Origin of the sequence: Mangrovactinospora gilvigrisea, assembly GCF_001879105.1 — a bacterium.
GTDB classification, from domain to species: Bacteria; Actinomycetota; Actinomycetes; order Streptomycetales; family Streptomycetaceae; genus Mangrovactinospora; species Mangrovactinospora gilvigrisea.
This window is the reverse complement of the sequence record NZ_MLCF01000063.1, coordinates 1-15,978: the sequence shown is the minus strand read 5'-3', so window position 1 is coordinate 15,978 and position 15,978 is coordinate 1. Positions and strand designations below refer to the sequence as shown.

The 15,978-nt window shown below is 69.2% G+C and carries 9 protein-coding genes and 1 pseudogene; 1 reads left to right on the top strand and 9 read right to left on the bottom strand.

Features of this window, described 5'->3' with window-relative positions:
- Positions 1–233 precede the first annotated feature (233 nt).
- The 4 genes from BIV57_RS13025 to BIV57_RS13010 form a co-directional block, all read right to left on the bottom strand.
- On the bottom strand, positions 234–1,298 hold the full coding sequence (locus BIV57_RS13025; RefSeq protein WP_071656931.1) for a hypothetical protein: 1,065 nt from the start codon (positions 1,296–1,298) through the stop codon (positions 234–236).
- A complete protein-coding gene (locus BIV57_RS13020) occupies positions 1,291–2,262 on the bottom strand; it encodes a ParA family protein (RefSeq protein WP_245797633.1) in 972 nt (323 codons plus the stop codon). The genes BIV57_RS13025 and BIV57_RS13020 overlap by 8 nt, the downstream gene beginning before the upstream one ends.
- A 1,389-nt stretch (positions 2,263–3,651) precedes the next feature.
- The gene (locus BIV57_RS13015; RefSeq protein ID WP_071656930.1) at positions 3,652–4,749 is read right to left on the bottom strand and encodes a ParB/RepB/Spo0J family partition protein; all 1,098 of its coding nucleotides are present in this window, start codon (positions 4,747–4,749) and stop codon (positions 3,652–3,654) included.
- Positions 4,746–5,462, bottom strand: coding sequence for a ParA family protein (locus BIV57_RS13010; protein WP_071656929.1), 717 nt, complete (start codon positions 5,460–5,462; stop codon positions 4,746–4,748). The genes BIV57_RS13015 and BIV57_RS13010 overlap by 4 nt, the downstream gene beginning before the upstream one ends.
- A 1,802-nt stretch (positions 5,463–7,264) precedes the next feature.
- On the opposite strand from BIV57_RS13010, the gene BIV57_RS13005 reads away from it, so the two are divergent.
- Positions 7,265–12,382: a DUF5979 domain-containing protein gene (locus BIV57_RS13005; protein ID WP_245797631.1), complete on the top strand. Its 5,118-nt coding sequence runs from the start codon at positions 7,265–7,267 to the stop codon at positions 12,380–12,382.
- A 575-nt stretch (positions 12,383–12,957) separates the two neighbouring features.
- On the opposite strand, the gene BIV57_RS13000 is transcribed toward BIV57_RS13005, so the two are convergent.
- The 5 genes and pseudogenes from BIV57_RS13000 to BIV57_RS12980 all read right to left on the bottom strand — a co-directional run.
- On the bottom strand, positions 12,958–13,272 hold the full coding sequence (locus tag BIV57_RS13000) for an SHOCT domain-containing protein (RefSeq protein ID WP_071656927.1): 315 nt from the start codon (positions 13,270–13,272) through the stop codon (positions 12,958–12,960).
- A gap of 36 nt (positions 13,273–13,308) precedes the next feature.
- Positions 13,309–13,743 carry a DUF6325 family protein gene (locus BIV57_RS12995; RefSeq protein ID WP_071656926.1) on the bottom strand — a complete coding sequence of 145 codons (435 nt, stop codon included), beginning with the start codon at positions 13,741–13,743 and terminating at the stop codon, positions 13,309–13,311.
- 353 nt (positions 13,744–14,096) lie between these two features.
- Complete coding sequence (locus tag BIV57_RS12990; protein WP_071656925.1) at positions 14,097–14,597, bottom strand: bifunctional nuclease domain-containing protein; 501 nt, start codon at positions 14,595–14,597, stop codon at positions 14,097–14,099.
- Between the two features lie 344 nt (positions 14,598–14,941).
- Positions 14,942–15,784 carry a phytanoyl-CoA dioxygenase family protein gene (locus BIV57_RS12985; protein WP_071656924.1) on the bottom strand — a complete coding sequence of 281 codons (843 nt, stop codon included), beginning with the start codon at positions 15,782–15,784 and terminating at the stop codon, positions 14,942–14,944.
- Positions 15,777–15,978: pseudogene (locus tag BIV57_RS12980) on the bottom strand (hypothetical protein); the annotation flags it as partial. The gene BIV57_RS12985 and the pseudogene BIV57_RS12980, both read right to left, overlap by 8 nt.

Sequence of the window (15,978 nt, the reverse complement as noted above, 5' to 3'; positions counted from 1 at the left end):
TCGCAGGGCGCCTTGAAGCCTTAAAAGGTGCGTTTCGGCCGCCCCGATAGCTGCAAAGCTGCCACGGCGTAGCGAAACAAGCATTGATGCGACGATGCATCGATCGATACCTACGAAGATCCCTACAGAACTACCGGCATCCCTACCGGCTTCCCTACTGCCTTCGCTATCGAGCTGACTACAACTGCTGTTCACAGGGCCGTCCGCCCGCCTCAGCGAGAGGGGTTCCGGCGCTACTTCAGCGGGCCCTCCGCTTCCAACTCCTTGAGGAACCGCTCCAGGGCCGCGGAGTAGATGTGGGTCGTGATCCGTCCGCGCCCGGCCGCCTTGAGCCGGTCCGGGAGCCTGGAGACGACCTCGTACACCTCCGGACTGATCCGATGGCTGGCCTGCTTGCCCGCGGGAACATCCAGACGGCCCTCGAAGAACTCCTCCCCCAGCGCGATCTGCTCGTCCAGCTCGGCCGGCAGCACGCTCGCCATGGCCGCGTTGACGACCTGCGCCACCGTCAGCGACCGGCCGCTGCTCTCCCGGTCCTCCGCGACCCGCCGGCCCAACGCCTCCGCCAGGTCCGGAGCGAACCGGAAGGGATGGGTCTTCCACTGGTTGCGCCGCAACTTCACGTCGAAGGTGCTGGCCGTCCAGGAGTCGAGCACCGCCCGGTGCGCCCACCCCGACTTCTCGGCCGACGCGGCACGACGGGTCCCCGAGGACGCGGCGCGGCGCCTGGCAGGCGGCCTCGCCGGCTCCTCGGCCGCAGGAGCGGTCGGGGCGCCCTGCTCGTCGGTGTCCTGCAGGTCGGGCTCGGCCCCCGCGGCCGGCTCCACCTCGGCAGCAGCAGCCGCATCCGCATCCGCCACCGGAGCCGGCGCCGCAGCGGGCGAGGCGGCATCGGCCAACACGGCCTCCACGGCGTCCGGTTCGCTGCCCGCATCCGCCGCGGGCGTGGCACCACCGCCTGGCATGTCCGCGGCGGCCTTCGCAGGCTCCGCGGAATCGACGGGCGCTGCTTCCGCGGCGGCGGGCGCTTCGATCCGGGAGGAGGGGAGCGCACCGGTGGCCGTGTCGGCGTCGGCGGTGGCCTCCGCCGGCACCGAAGAACCGCCCTCGTCCTCCGGCTGGTGGGCGGCGGCCACGGCCTGGCCGACGAACGACCGGGAGACGATCTCCTCCACCCCGGTCAGCAGCCCGTCCTGGAGGTTCGGGGCGGGCGCCCGCCGCTGCCGCTTGAGCCCTCCGCTCAGCCCGGCTTTCTTCTTTTGCACCGGCTTGCCGGCGCCGGCGTCCTTGTCAGGCATCGACGCTCTCCTCGGCGGCCTCAACGTCCGACTCCGCCCACTCCGCGGCGACCTTCCACTCCGGCGCCGGCGAGCCGATCCGCTCCAAGATCTCCTCCACCAGCGCCGTGTACTGCTTGCCCGGCGCATGCTTGAGGTAGCGCACCACGGCGGGGCGCTTGTGCAGGTAGGACTCCGAGATCCGGGTGTCCTTGCGGATGTCGGTGACAAACGGCAGCAGCCCGCCCCGGACCATGGAGTTGTGGATCGCCACATCCTGGTTGGTCCGCTTGGACTCCGGGTTGGAGATGTTGAAGATCGACCCCAGATAGGACGGGGTGCACTCCCCCCGCGTCAGCTCGGCCATCGCCTCGACCGTCGGCTTGAGCAGGAAAGCGCCCTTGACGGTCTGGTACTCGGGATTGCACAGCGTCAGCACGTAGTCCGACGCTGCGATCGCCAACGCATTCAGCGAGGAGACCGCCGGCGGCGTGTCGATGATGACGCAATCCACCACCCCGGTCAGCTGAGAGAGGATCATGCGGCGCAGCGTGGGGGTGGCGGTGAACGGCTGGGTGATGAACACGTTCTGGGCCGCCGTCATCGTGCTCTCCTCGGAGGCGATGACAAACAGCTTCCCGGCATCCTCGTACTGACTCAGGACCTCACTGGCATCGAACATGATCTCGGTGACTGCCGCCGACGGCACGTTTTGCACCGTGTGCTGCAGGACCAGCCCGAGCGAGCGCCGGATCAGATCCCCCGTCAGCTCGACGCCCAGCGCGGACCCGGCCTGGGCCTGGGGCTCAAGATCCAGCACCGCCACGTCGTAGCCCGCCATCGCCAGCCGGCATGCGAGGTTGACCGTGGTCACGGTCTTGCCCACACCACCCTTCTGGCTGGCGACCGCGATGACCGTGGGCGGATTCTCCTCATCCTCGGCCCGTTGATCGGGCACGAACGCGTCGGGAACCTCAGACTGCACGGCGGACCGACCCCTTCTTAAGCGACGCATCGTCAAGTAGTGAGCTACGCCGTGGCAGGCCCCGCACCGCCAAGACCACGGCAAAACCGGGCATAAAGGCGCGATTGCGGGTGGCTGAGTGCGTACCGGAGCCCGCACTCGCCGGAATCTGCCACGACATGGCAAGACGGTATCAGTCGCGCGGGGCAACTGAGGGGCATGTGAGCGTGTGTCAGGACCTGGGGTCACGCTGACGGACGTACGGAGGCCCATCGACCGAAGCCGGGCGGGATCTGCGCGTCACCTGATGCAAGCTGATGCACCGGCAGACGGAGAGACCTCTGGGCATCGCAACGTCCATGCGTCGGCCGATGCGTCCATGCGTCAGCCGATGGCCGCAGACAAGAGCAGATGCAGCCAGACGTGGTGGCGAAGGTAGGTCCATGCGCCCATGAAGGCAGACTGGCAAGCCGACAAGCACGATAGGAATCGAGCGTGGGCAGCTGCGTGCATCGGACCGTCCATCACGACGACAAGGGAAGCAGGCGAAGGTAGTCAGGAGCGGACAACCGTCGATGAAAGGTGCCGTACGTGCAGAGGCAGATACCTGCAAGCGTCGCTACATACAAACAAACCTAGATAGCTACCAACATCCATACAGAGATACTGAGCAACCTACAAGCGTAGCTACCTGCATACCTACAAACGCAGGTCAGAGGGTTAATGCGTGCGCAGAGACCTGTGCAGCCCCATGGCAGCGACCGAGTGAACAATGATCGTCGCCAACCGGCAAGCCTACAAACCACCAGAGAGAGAACAATCATCAGGAACGTGCACACCGGCAACCGTTCCGCCGCCCGTACAGCCCGGTGTGCGCAGGACCCGACCTCAAGATGTGCACACCTTAGAGCCGCGGATCTCCCCTGCCGCAATGCAGCCGAACGCCCCAGCCCGCGCCGCACCACCCGGGGGAGCACCTCATCAAGGCCTCGAACCCACCGACCGCAACCGCTGCTTCGATGAAGCTCTCGACGTCCGGACACCTTCCCAGGACACTCCGAGACGGCGCCACCGCGCACGGCGTATGCGCCGCGCCTCCGGGCCGCTCGGCAGCCCGCCCTTGGGACAACGCCAGGAGCAGACCGCCTCGCCGGCCCGCGGCACGATTTACCACATGCTTCAGGAACTCGAGCATCCGAGACGCCGGTGGCCACCGTACGTCCTCAGCCAGCCGGAGCGAGACGGTGGAGCAGTGAGGGTGGCGTGCCGTCGCGACGGCACGATCCCGGTCACTACTGGGTGAGGAGCTCACCGTTGAGCCGCCCCGCACCGTGGTGACGGCCGCCCCGCCGCACGCACCGGTGCCCCGTCCCATCGGCTCGATGGGACGGGGCACCGGTGCGTGCGGGCCTACATGCGCTTGATCAAGATCTCCAGCAGTGCCTTGAAGTCCCGGGAGGACAGATGTGTAGCCAGATCATCCGCGATCTGCTGCGGGTCTCGCAGGCGGATCGTGCGATCCGACCCCGCGCCGTCGGAGGACTCGTCTCCCGCGGTCATAACTGAGTTATCACCCGAGGGGAGGTCAGCTTCAGGACCGGAGCCGGCACGTGCATCAGGGGAGCCACGGCCTTCGCCGTCGTCCGCCTGAGCCGGAATCCTGGTGGACGGCTTGGAGCGCTCGGCCATAACTGAGTTATCACCCTCAGCCCCCGCCTCGGCACCGACCGGGCTCCGCCGGGCTGCTACCTGCTCGCGCGCCGGAAGGGCTGCGAGGCGCATGGCCAGTTGAGGGTCGGTCAGCTTCCCGCCGTCGATTTCCGCCTGCAACTCCGGCACCAGACGCCGCAGTGCCTGCTCGGCTGCGACCTGATCCGACAGCGGGAGCTTGGCCAGCAGCCCGCCGCGTTTGACCCTCACCTCGCCGCGTTCGATCAGCTCCTGAACCTCCGGAGCCAACTTGAGGAGTGCGAGGCGGCCCGACACGAACGGCTGCGTCTTGCCGATCGCCTTCGCCGCGGCGGCCTGCGACATCCCCTGGCCCGCCGGCGCCCTGTCGGTCAGGACCCGCAGCGTCTGGGCCTCCTGCAGGGGGCTGAGGCCGACGCGCTGCAGGTTCTCCGCGACCGCCCACACCAGCGGGTTCTCTGCGGCCCGGTCGTCCACGGACACCGGGATGTCCTCGACCCCGGCCAGGCGGGCCGCCTCGAGGCGGCGGTGCCCGGCCACCACGACATACGCCGCATCACCGACGACATCGGTGTGCTCGGGGTGGTGGGCGAGGAACGCCTCGGCGGTGCAGACCGTCAGGGCCTGCACCACGCCGAGGCTTTCGATGCTGGTGCACAGCTCCACAAAGTCCGGACTGCTGGCATCGATCGCGCCGCGCGGGTTGTCCGGGTTGGGGGCCAACTCTCCCACCGGCACCCGGCCGGCCGACTCGGTCGCGGTATCGGGCGCGTCGACCTGACCCAGCAGATCGGCGAGGCTGGTGCGCTTCGGGCTCACTGCGCCCCCAGCCGGAGCTCGAGGGCGAGCTTGTAGAAGTCCTCGCGCGCCTGAAGGGACACCCGGTTCGCCGGATACTGCGTGACGACCGTGCGGTCCGCGGCGGCGCGGGTATGGACCTTGTAGTGCCGCACGACCGTGTTGGTCATGTTCCAGCCGTTGCCCCTGACGAACGCCTGAGTGTCCCTCAGGTCGGTCTCGCCGTCCCGCGGATCCCAGTTGTTGATCACGACGCGGCAGGGAAGATTGCGGGGCTTAACGACCTTGTTGACGGTGAAGGCGGTCGGGGCGAAGGCCAGCGGCTCCGGTTCGATCGGCACGATCACGTCGTCGGCCGCGTCCAGGACTGCCCGCAGCACCTTGGCCGCCGGCCCGTCGCCGAGCGGGTCCGCCTTCTTCCCCCTGGCCGAGGAGACGTCCAGCCAGCCGGGGGTGTCGACGAAGATGTGCTGCACGGAGTTGATGTTCTTCAGCTGGGCGAGGCGTTCGACGTCGTCGTCGGCCTGAACGAACAGGAACGGCAGACTCTCGCCGAGGCGGTCGGACCACCAGGTCGTCGATCCCTGCGGGTCGACCGAGACGGCGAGGACCGCGGGCTTGTCGCCATCACCGCCTCCGCCCAGGACTTCCGCGGTCACGGCGGCGAGGTTGACAGTCAGCGTGGACTTGCCGACGCCGCCCTTCTGGTTGAGCAGGACATGCACGTGTGCCATGAGGCTCCGTCTACTTCCCGATGAAGTCGGTACTTCGGACCGGTACAGCATCGCAGAACCCCGGAGAAGGACGGTGCAGGCGGGAGAGAGGGCGCGGATATAACTGAGTTATCGCTGCGGAGACCACGTGCTCCTCCGACGTTCGTCGTACTCAGATCGGCGACTGCGTCCACCGCCCCGACGCTGATGCATCCTCACGTCGTTCGCGCCGCACGGCCCGCGGTCGCCGACGTGCGTGGTCATCGAGGACCTGCTCGGCGGTGGGGAGCGAGGCCTCGGCGCACCTGCGGCTGATGACCGCGCCTGAGGGGATACTTGGGGTTTGCCGGGTAGTTAAGAGACTCCCACTGGTGGCAAGGGTTTGGCGCCGATGCAGTGGCTGTGCAGAGGCCTGGGCCGATCGTGTGGATGAGGCGGCCCAGCGGTTGAGCTGCCGGCAGATCGTCTCCAGCCTGATGTCGCCGATACGGGCGGCGGGGTCGCGAGGCCGCCAAGGGCGGCTCGGATCTTCGTGTAGATGGTCGAGGATGCGGCGGAGCAGCCGGGGTACACCGCGGAGTGCAACGGGTTCTGCGCAGCCGGAGGTTGCCACCGCGCACTCGGTGCGCCCGCTCCCGGCCGAGGTGCGTGGTCGCTGCGCCTGCGACCCGCGGGTGCGGGACTGGTTGCGCGCCGCCGCTGCGGTGTGCGGGGGAGGGGCTCGCCGCGGCTCGTGGTAGACCCGCCACGGGCCGCGGGGACACTGGCACTTCCACCCGACCGGGGGTGGCCCTTGCGCGCAGGATGCGCCGGTGGTCAACCACCGCCACCGAAGAGCCGAGTCGTTCCCGCAGCGGTGCGGCGGGGAGCGACGCGGCCGGGAGGGTCCCTCCAACGGCGGCCCCGGTGCAGGGACGCGCGCCGGTGGTGGGCGCGGCCGCGCACGACGATGAATCCGGATTACCAGTGGCGGGAGCGAAGGTCACAACGGTCTCACAGGGTGCAGGGGTGTCCCGGGGGACGGGTTGCGCCGGGGGCGGCGTAAGGGGCGGCGAGTCACACGATGGGCGATGGGGCGGGCTGTCCGGCGAGGCGGTGGGATATCGGGGCGTGGGGGGCGGTCCGGTGTGCCATGACCACAGCGTTCCGGACGGGGGAGTTCATGCTGATGCCGGTGCCGTCCATGCCGGCCCTCGCCTCGCGTCCGGCCGCCGGGCGCGCCGCAGTGTCCGGGTCGACGCACGGCTCTCGAGGAAGAACCTGCGGTGGGATCCCGGCGGGCGCGCCTGCGCGCAGACCGGGCGGGGGCGGAGCGTTGCCACGGCGGTCAGCCGCTCGCCCAGGGGGCGGTGTTCGACGCGCGCTGAGGGCGGGAGGTTCTGGGAACGTCTGGACGGAGGCGGCTGTCGTGGCCGAACCCGCCGACTGGGGCCAGCGGTCCCAGTCTGCTCGGCACCGGGGTCACCGGCACCGTTCAGACGACGACGGCCGGGGACATTCGTCACGATCCGATGCCCGTGGACCTGCGCGGGATCCGGCAGTGAGCGGCGACGCATGGAGCAGCGTGTGCATCCATCCGACAACGGTGGACGGTCGGCACGGGCGCCGCGATCGACTCCCGAACAGCAGGCAAGAGTGCACCGGTTAGACAGGATTGATGAATTTTATGATGAATCGTCAAGCTATGGCGTTTTACCGCAAATGAGTCTCTTTGGGGGTTTAGCTTCGGATTGATGTCCGCCGGGACCGCGGGTGCGGTTGCTCCAGGTGCGGCCGTGTCCGAAGGGGTTCGTTTCATGCACAGGTACCGACGCAGAGGTCGGATGCCCATGGTTCGGTTCTCGGCCGCCTGCGCGGCAGCGCTGAGCCTGCTGTTCACCGTCCAGGCCACCGGCCTGCCGGGGGCGGCCTCCGCGGCCGAGCCGCGAAGCGATGTCAGCATCACCAAGACCAACAACCTCGGCGGCAAGCCGCTGCAGCCCGGTGACGACTTCATCTACACCCTCACCGGGCAGTGCTCCGGACTGACCGTGGACTGCGTGCACTTCACGGTCACCGACACCCTCCCCGCCGAGTTCGACGTCACGAGCCTCCCCAAGAGCAACTCCAATCGGGACGTCACCTACGACTCCTCGACGCGGCTGCTGACGGTCGTCTACAAGGAGCCCCTGCAGAATCCTTCCGGCGAGACGGGGCTGCGGGCCGGGCAGAGCGGCTCGATCGAGATCGGGATGCGGCTGCCGGCCGACACCCAGGAGAAGGACGGCACAGTCGTCCCCAACACTGCCTCGGTCAAGGCCGACAACGCGGACGAGAAGTCCTCCTCCACGGATGTGAAGATCTTCATCCCGAAGGTGGTCAAGCCGGTCGCCACCAAGAGCTGGGCGGACGGATCGGCCGTCGCCGGCAGCGGCGAGGAGTCCACCCTCACCCTCGGAGTGCGCAACAACTCCTCCTCCTCGGCCGACGTCACCCAGCTGTCGCTGTCCGACGACAACCCGGCGGTCTTCGAGGACTTCGACTTCGAGTCGGCGAAGGTGACCGCCTTTCCGGCCGGCGCCGACCAGGCCCACCTGGTGGTCACCACCGCCGACGGGACCACCCACACCGGCGCCACCGTCTCCGCCCCGGCTCCGGCGGCGCTGCCTCTGCCGCGCAGTGTCGCACCCGGGGACGTGGTCGGCTTCGAGGTGGTCTTCACCAACAGCAAGGGCGACCCGCTGCCATATGACTCCAGCGGCGGCACCGTCGAGGTGAAGCTGAAGCTGCGCGACACCAAGCGCTCGGACGGCTCGCCGCTGCGGCCCACCGACAAGCTGACGGTGAACAACTGCGCCACCCCCTCCGCGGTGGAGAAGATCGAAGGCACGGTGGCCGGCGAGCCCGCGTGCGCCAGCTACGACATCCTGCCCGACATCCTCAATCTGAATGCGACCAAGGCGTTCTTCCCCGACTCCAACGGCGACTTCTCCCACCAGAGCAGCGAGCACGCGGTGGTGGGGGAGAACTCCCCGGTCTCGGGGTTGATCGACGTCACCAATGAGTCGCCCTTCCCGGTCAAGACAATGACCATCACCGAGCCGGCCCCCGGCGAGGCGAGCAACTTCGACGAGATCGACGTCCAGAAGGTGCGGCTGCGCTTCCCCGAGGGCGCCACCAGCGCGAAGCTGACCGTCAGCTATGCCGACGGGACGTCGACCACCAGCACCTACACCTCCGACCAGACGGTCGACGTCGCCAAGGCCGGCACCACCGTCACCAAGATCACCGTGACGTACACCGGCGAGGACGCCGACGGCAACCCGACCATCAAGGAGGGCGCCGACGCCGGGCTGGACATCCACGGCACCCTGGTCGACGGCGTATCCGCAGGTCCGCTGACCAACTGCGCCCGGTTCGCCGGGGACGCCGGCCGCACCGACGGCAGCGGCACTGCTACCGGGCACGTCTGCCAGGATCTGCAGGTGGAGGACCCGCACACCTCCGGTGAGGGCAGCAAGACTGTCGACCAGACGGACGTGCCGATCGGCCAGCCGATCCCCATGCACCTGACGATCACCAACAACGGGAACACCCCGATGGTGCATCCGGTGATCACCGACCCGTCCGCGCAGAGCGACGGAAGCCCGGACCCGAACAACAAGACCTTCGACTACCTGCAGATCGACTCCATCTCGATCAGCCCAGCCGACACACCCGCCACCATCGAGATCTGGGATCCGGACGCGAACAGCGGCAAGGGCGCCTGGGTCGCCTACGACGCCTCCAACACCGACCAGTTGCACCGGGCCAAGGGCATCCGGGTCACCTACAACGGCGACCTGCCCCCCGAGGGCACCTTCACCATCAACGTGGTGACCGAGCGCCGCGAGGGCACCCCGGACGGCGTCTCGTTCCAAAACTGCTTCTCCCTGACCGCCCAGGGCTACACCGGCCCCGGCGAGACCTGCTCCGCGTCGATGAACACCGGCCCGGCCGAGGACTCCGCCTCTCTCAACAAGTCGATCAGCCCCGGCGAGCTGCCCGAGTACGTGCCCGGTCTGCCCCGGCAGCACGCGGACGCCACCCTCTCCATCCGCAACACCGGCAACATGTCCGCCAAGCTGCTGCGGATGACCGACCGGGACGCCGACTTCTTCGACGCCGTCGACCTGGTCTCCATCAAGTCCAACCAGATGCCGGCCGGCGCCGACCGCGTCCAGATCGACGCGTACGTGGGCGGCAAGTGGGTCAACGGCACCCCGTCGGCCAGTGCCGCGCTGCCGGCCGGGGTGAACGCCGCGGACGTCACCGGCATCCGCGCCACCTACACCTCCACCAGCACCTTCAACGACGGCTACACCATCACCCCGTGCGCCGCGGACAGCTGCACTGGCAAGCTGGTGCTGGACGTCAGCCCCCGCCCCGCGCTGCGCTCCTCCGGTGGCCCCGTCCCCAGCCATCTGGAGGACACCCTCGGCGGCAGCTACCTGACCAAGCTGGAGACCGACGGCGTGCCGGCCGGGATCAAGCCCGTCAAGGCCACCCTCGACCTGATCAAGGGCACCCCCCGACTGGCCGTCAGCAAGACCCCCAACACCGTGCTCTCGCCCGGTGAGGACGCCCCCTTCTACCTGAAGGTGGAGAACACCGGCACGGCCAACATCCCGAACCTGGTGGTCAAGGACGACCTGCCCGCGGGCATCGCCTTCAACAGCTCCTTCCAGGGCGACAACGGGCAGCCCTACAAGATCATCAATGAGTCGGTGCCCTCCGGGACGCCCGCGGTGCCGACTCCGGTCTTCACCCCGACCAACTCCGGCAGCCGGGTCTCCGGGCTCACCTGGGACTTCTCCAAGGACGACGCCGGCAAGGCCTGGGTGCTCGCCCCCGGCGCCACCTTCACCATCGAGATCCATGTGACGCTGGAGCCCGGCATCCACGCCAACGACGTGGTCACCAACACCATGGGCGCCACCTCCTCCGATCCCGACATGGTCTGCGAGGACACCGCCCACCAGCAGGTGGACGGCACCATGTTCGGCGCCGGCACGTACTGCACCTCCAGCGCCACCCTGACCGCCAAGTCCGGGGCGGCCTTCCAGGCCCGCAAGTGGGTCTCCGGCAACGACAGCCTGGGCTGGTACAACACCAGCAGCAAGAAGACGGTGCCGGTCGGCGACTCCTCCTGCCTCTCCATCACCGGCCCCGACGGCCGGATGTACACCGCCAACCCGTGCATCGCCCTGGTCAACCCGGGCGACCGCTACCACTACCTGATGCGGCTGCAGAACGCCGGCACCGAGCCGGGCACGGCGATGCGGATCGTCGACCGCTTCCCGGTCCAGGGCGACAAGGGCGTGATCCTCGACCAGGCGCGCGGCACCGCCTGGGACAAGCGCCCCACCCTGGCCTCACGCCCGCAGCTGACCGGACCGGGCGCGATGAGCGTTGCGTATGAAAACTCCGAGCCGCTGTGCACGGACGATCTGAACATGGGCGGCGCGGGCTCCAGTTCGCCCCAGTGCCCCTCCAGCACGTGGAACGACCCCTACAGCACCCGGGCCGTCGGCATGCGGATCGAGCTGACCTATGACCCGGACAAGATGGCGCCCGGCGCCATCGACCAGATCACCTGGGCGATGGACACCCCGCTGGACGTCACCCACAACGGCGACCCGACCATCGCCTGGAACTCCTACGCCCACAACGAGACCACCGACCGGGCCGCCGGCGCCGCCGCAACCCCGGTGACACCGCCCCGCGTCCCCTCCCAGACCCGCGGGCTGCGGGCCGCCACCGACCCGCGGGTGCTGCAGCCCAACGAGCCGATCCAGGTCGGCGTAGCACTGGCCTACGGTGAGCTGCGTCTGGTCAAGCACATCGGCAAGCACCCGTCCGCACTCGATCCGGCCATCGACAAGGTCCCCTTCACCTACCACGTCACCTGCACCATCCACCCGCAGGGCCACTTGCCGCGCACGGTCATCGACCAGGACTACAAGGTCTCGGCCGACAAGCCGGTCACCCTCGACGGCATCCCCGCTGGCGCCACCTGCCAGGTGTGGGAGACCACCGCCTACGGCGGCAGCACCAACCATCCCAGCAGCGACCCCGTCGAGATCACCATCAAGCCCGGCATCGGCACCAAGTCCGTGCAGACCGCGGCCATCACCAACACCTTCGAATACGGGCACCTGCAGCTGAAGAAGAAGGTCGACGGATCGGCCGCCTCCTATACAGCCGGCCGCACCTTCAAGGCCACCGTCACCTGCGCCCTGCCCGACAGCAACGGCAACCCCAGCAGCGTGGTCCTGCACCGCACCTACCAGGTGACCGCCGACAAGCCCGTCACCATCGGCCCCCTGCCGGTCAACTCCCGCTGCTGGGCCTCCGAGGTGGATACCGGCGGCGCGGCGAAGGCGGTGGTCGACCACAACTCGCCCGACAACCCGGTCGTGGTCACCGAGGACTCCACCGGCACCGCGACGATCACCATCACCAACACCTTCCCGGGCGCCCAGCTCGTCATCACCAAGCACGTGGTCAACGGCAGCGCTGGACCGTACACCTTCACTCTGGCCTGCACCACCGGTGAGGGCGAGGTGCCGCTGCCCGCCGCGGACCGCACCTTCGAGCTGAAGGACGGCGAGCACCGCACCATCACCGTGCCGGACGGCGCGCACTGCACCGTGAAGGAGACCAACATCCCGGCCGGGGACACCGTCACCTTCGCCGCCTCCACCGGCGGCAAGGACGGCGGCGTCACCGTCGACGGCTCGGCGTCCGTCGAGGTCACCAACACCTTCCCGCCCGCGGTCGGGCCGCATCACGGCCACCACGGCGGAGGGCTCGCCCGCACCGGCGTCCAGGACTGGACCACCCTCGCTGGCATCGTCGCAGCCCTCACCGCAATCGGCGGGGCTGCGGTGTTCCGGATGGCCCGCAGGCGCCGCACCTGACCTGATTCACCCGGCGTACAGGGGCGGCCCCCCGGACCAGCAATGGCCCGGGGGCCGTCGCTCGTGAACAGGGGCCGGTGAGCGCGGGCTGCCGCGCGGCGAGAGGATCCCTCCCGGGATGCTGATCGGCGGCCGTCCGCGGATCGAGCCGGTCCTGTACGCGGGGGCGGTGGCTGCGCGACGACCGTGATAAGCCGAACCCAACGAACCAGACCCGGCTGGACCGGTGCACTGGCGTCAGCGCACGGTGCGAGCGCGATGCAACGGCTGGGTGCCCAGGGCTACTCGACGCCGGTGTCGTTGGTCGGCCGCTCCGGCCGCTTCAGCGCGACGGCGAGCCGAAATGGCCGGGCCCTCGCGAATCCATGCCATCGCGGGGGCCCGGCCATACATCGCCAGACGCACAATTCCTAATACAACGACCGTAAGTCTCATCCGTTCCCAACGCCAGGAACTCGACCCAGGTGAGTCCCTGGCGCGTCGCGCATGCCGACCCGGACTACAAACACACCAGCCATGGTCGACATGGGGAGTCGGCCATGGCGTAGCGGCCATTGGGATGACCGGACGGATCGTCAGAGGCCCAGCAGGCGCTGCTTTCCGGCGGCGAACTCCTCGGGGGTGATCAGGCCCTGGGCCTGGAGCTGCGCGAGGCGCTCGATCTGCTCGGGGATGGTGTCGCCGGCCGGCTGGGCCTGCTGGGCCTGCTCCGGGGCCGGCTGGGCGACGGGCTGCGGGGGCTCGGCCTCCTGCGGGGCGTAGGCGCGGCGCTGCTGGCGGGCGGCGACGCGGCCGCTGACGGCGGTCGCGGTGCCGGCGACGACGGCCGTGCGGGCGGCCATGCCGATGAGGCCGGGGCGTCCGCGGCGGACGACGGGGCGTCCGATCATGGTGCTCTCCCAGGGGTTGCTGGTGGTGGGGCGGGGTCAGGCGGCCTCGGCCGCGGCGGCGCTCTGCTGCACCACCGTCGCGGGCACCCGCTCATGGGCGACGAGGACGCCGTCGGCGCGGCCGACGGCCTGGGCGAGGGCGGTCGCCCAGCTGTTCTCCCAGACGACGATCGCGGCCGAGCTGCCGGGCGGGATCTCCTCGGCGATCACTTCCAGGTCGTCCTGGCTGATCAGGCCGGTGACCTCGCCGTCGACGTCCTCGAACGCGGCGGACTCCTCCGGGGTGAGGTCCTGGAGCTCGACGGACTGCACGGCGCCGTCGGCGTCGCGCTCGACGAAGGTGAGGTCGATGATGCGCACGATGCCCTGGCTGGTGAGCTTGCGGAGCTCCGCGGCCATCTCGCCGCGGAAGTGGTTGCCGGGGAACGCGAACACCGCGTACTCGACCGGCCCGAGCTGGGCGGGGTCCATTGCTGCCTCCAACGTGGTCCGGGATCGGGGCCCGCCCTCATCCTGCGGTCCCCGGGCCCGCTCGGCGACTCCAGATGGGCCAGTAACGATTGGCATCCTCAGCGGGGCCCCTCTCGTGCTCGCCCGCGCTCAGGCAGACACCAAAGCCCCAAGCCCGGCGGTCTGCATCCGGCACCTGCCGCGGAAGCCGCGCTGCGGTCCAGCGGTGAAAACCAACGAGCTTGGTCACTGCTTCGGCTTTAACTGTTACCGGGCCCGAGACCTGGAGTGCCTCCCGGCACTGTCAGGACCCGGAGGCGGGCGGTTGAGCATGGCGCATGCCCGCGCTCCCTGCACGCCCGCTCTCTGTCTACTCAGGCGCCTACGCGCGAGAAGATCGCGGGGAGTTCTCGCCAGCCTTCCGACCCGAACCCGGCGGGACCGGCCAACAGCCGCTCATGGACGGTGATACGAGCGCCGTGCACGGCCGCGAGCCGTAGGCCGTCGACAGCCCGACAGTCCACCTCGCTGTGCCCGCCAGCGCCCGTGAAATCGGCAACCGCGTAGAGAGTGCCCTCACAGCGCCGGGTGATCCGCAGCCGTTCAACCTGTACCCCCGGCGGAACCGGCAAGGGACTGGCGGGCCCGGGAGACAGCTCTGGCGACAACTGTGTACGCGTCAGGACCTCGGCCAGCTCGGCGCCTTCCTCCCGCAGTACGCCGACGGGCACCGTCCGACGGCTGCCGCTGGTCTCCATGAGCACCACAAACGTGCAGCTGCCCGAGACCGTCCCCGGGGCGAGGCGAATCGAATCGATCGTCACCCCCAGCCAGGTCGACGCGCCGAGTCCATAACCAGCGGACGTGTTCGGCATGGTCGGTAACTCCTCCTGCTCTCTTGGACCAAAGCAGCACAAGCTGTGGACCGGTCCGGTTCCCATGGGTCGGCGTTGATTCGGAGACGGAACAGCCCGCCGCAGCCGTGCCGGCTCGTGCAGACCACCAGCTGCCGCCCGAGGAGACCTCCTGCGGCCCCGTCCCGGACGGCATCCACAACGCGGCACATATGAAATGGCTCCGACTGCCCTCGGAGTTCTCCCGACGGTGGGCCCGGAGCACACGGGGCAACCGGGCCGCCGACGCCCGGCGTCGGTCGGCGCGCACGTCGCCCCCCCGGAAAGGGGCGACGGCGACGGAGGTTCGACGGAGACTCCGCTTGTTAGAAAAGGGCGCCGAGCGGCTTGGGCCGCTGCGGGACGTTCTCGATCCGGGTGAGCCAGTAGTGCGTGTCGTACGACTCGTCGCCGATCAGGTGGCGCCAGAGCCGGGCGCGGTTGGTGACCTCGAGGCGGCCGTCCGCGCCGGTGTACCAGGGGAAGCCCTGGGCGAGGATGCCGGGCACCTCCGGGTCGTCCAGGTCGGCGGTGTCCCAGAGCCGCACCTGGCGGATCGTCGGGTTGAGCCGCACCTTGAACATGTAGCGCTTGCGGTCGGTGACGTTCTTCCGCCCGCAGTGCCAGATGCCGTGGTGCACGATCAGCACCGAGCCCGCCGGGCAGACCAGGCGCTTCTGGCCGGCCAGGTTCTGGTAGCGGCCGACGTCGCCCTCGTTGACCTTCCGCAGGTGGCTGCCGGGGACGACGAGCGTGCCGCCCATCTCCCGGGTGACCTCGTGCGGGTAGTACATCAGCTGGATGTCGAACGCCGAGTCGCGCACATCGATGATGGAGTCGGCGTGCAGCGTCTGCGACTGGCTCTGCGCGGGCGTGCGCACATGCAGGGCGTGGTGGTCCAGCAGCGAGTCCGGCCCGACCAGCGAGTGGATCGCGCCGCGGATGACCGGCACGTTCAGCAGCTCGTGGACGAGGGAGCCCTCGGGGTAGGCCTGCTCCAGCGGCATCCCCGCGTACGGCTTCTGCGGCACGCCCTCGTCGAACTGCTTCATGGCGCGCTGGTTCAGCTCGTCCGGCACGACCGCGTCGAACTGCAGGAACCCCTGCGCCACGAACTGGGCGACCTGCTTGGTCGTCAGCTTGACGGCGTTGTCGGTGCGCTCACTCATCGTCGCCCTCCGAGCCGTTCGCGGCCACCAGCTGCTCGAACCAGAACTCGTGCTTGAGGAAGGAGGTGTCGTACTCGTGGCCGGGCTGCGGGGGGAGCAGCTGGGCGGCCTGGAAGAGCCGCCAGCCGTCGCGCAGGGCGTCCAGGCCGGTCTTGTAGGGGGCTTCGTCTCCGTCGCCGGTCGCGATGCTGTCG

What these genes read in the sequence shown, in the direction of transcription:
- BIV57_RS13025 (WP_071656931.1), bottom strand. Translation starts at nt 1,298, where the DNA reads ATGCCTGACAAGGACGCCGGCGCCGGCAAGCCGGTGCAAAAGAAGAAA.
- BIV57_RS13010 (WP_071656929.1), bottom strand. Translation starts at nt 5,462, where the DNA reads ATGGCACACGTGCATGTCCTGCTCAACCAGAAGGGCGGCGTCGGCAAG.
- BIV57_RS12985 (WP_071656924.1), bottom strand. Translation starts at nt 15,784, where the DNA reads ATGAGTGAGCGCACCGACAACGCCGTCAAGCTGACGACCAAGCAGGTC.
- BIV57_RS12990 (WP_071656925.1), bottom strand. Translation starts at nt 14,597, where the DNA reads ATGCCGAACACGTCCGCTGGTTATGGACTCGGCGCGTCGACCTGGCTG.
- BIV57_RS13005 (WP_245797631.1), top strand. Translation starts at nt 7,265, where the DNA reads ATGCCCATGGTTCGGTTCTCGGCCGCCTGCGCGGCAGCGCTGAGCCTG.
- BIV57_RS13000 (WP_071656927.1), bottom strand. Translation starts at nt 13,272, where the DNA reads ATGATCGGACGCCCCGTCGTCCGCCGCGGACGCCCCGGCCTCATCGGC.
- BIV57_RS12995 (WP_071656926.1), bottom strand. Translation starts at nt 13,743, where the DNA reads ATGGACCCCGCCCAGCTCGGGCCGGTCGAGTACGCGGTGTTCGCGTTC.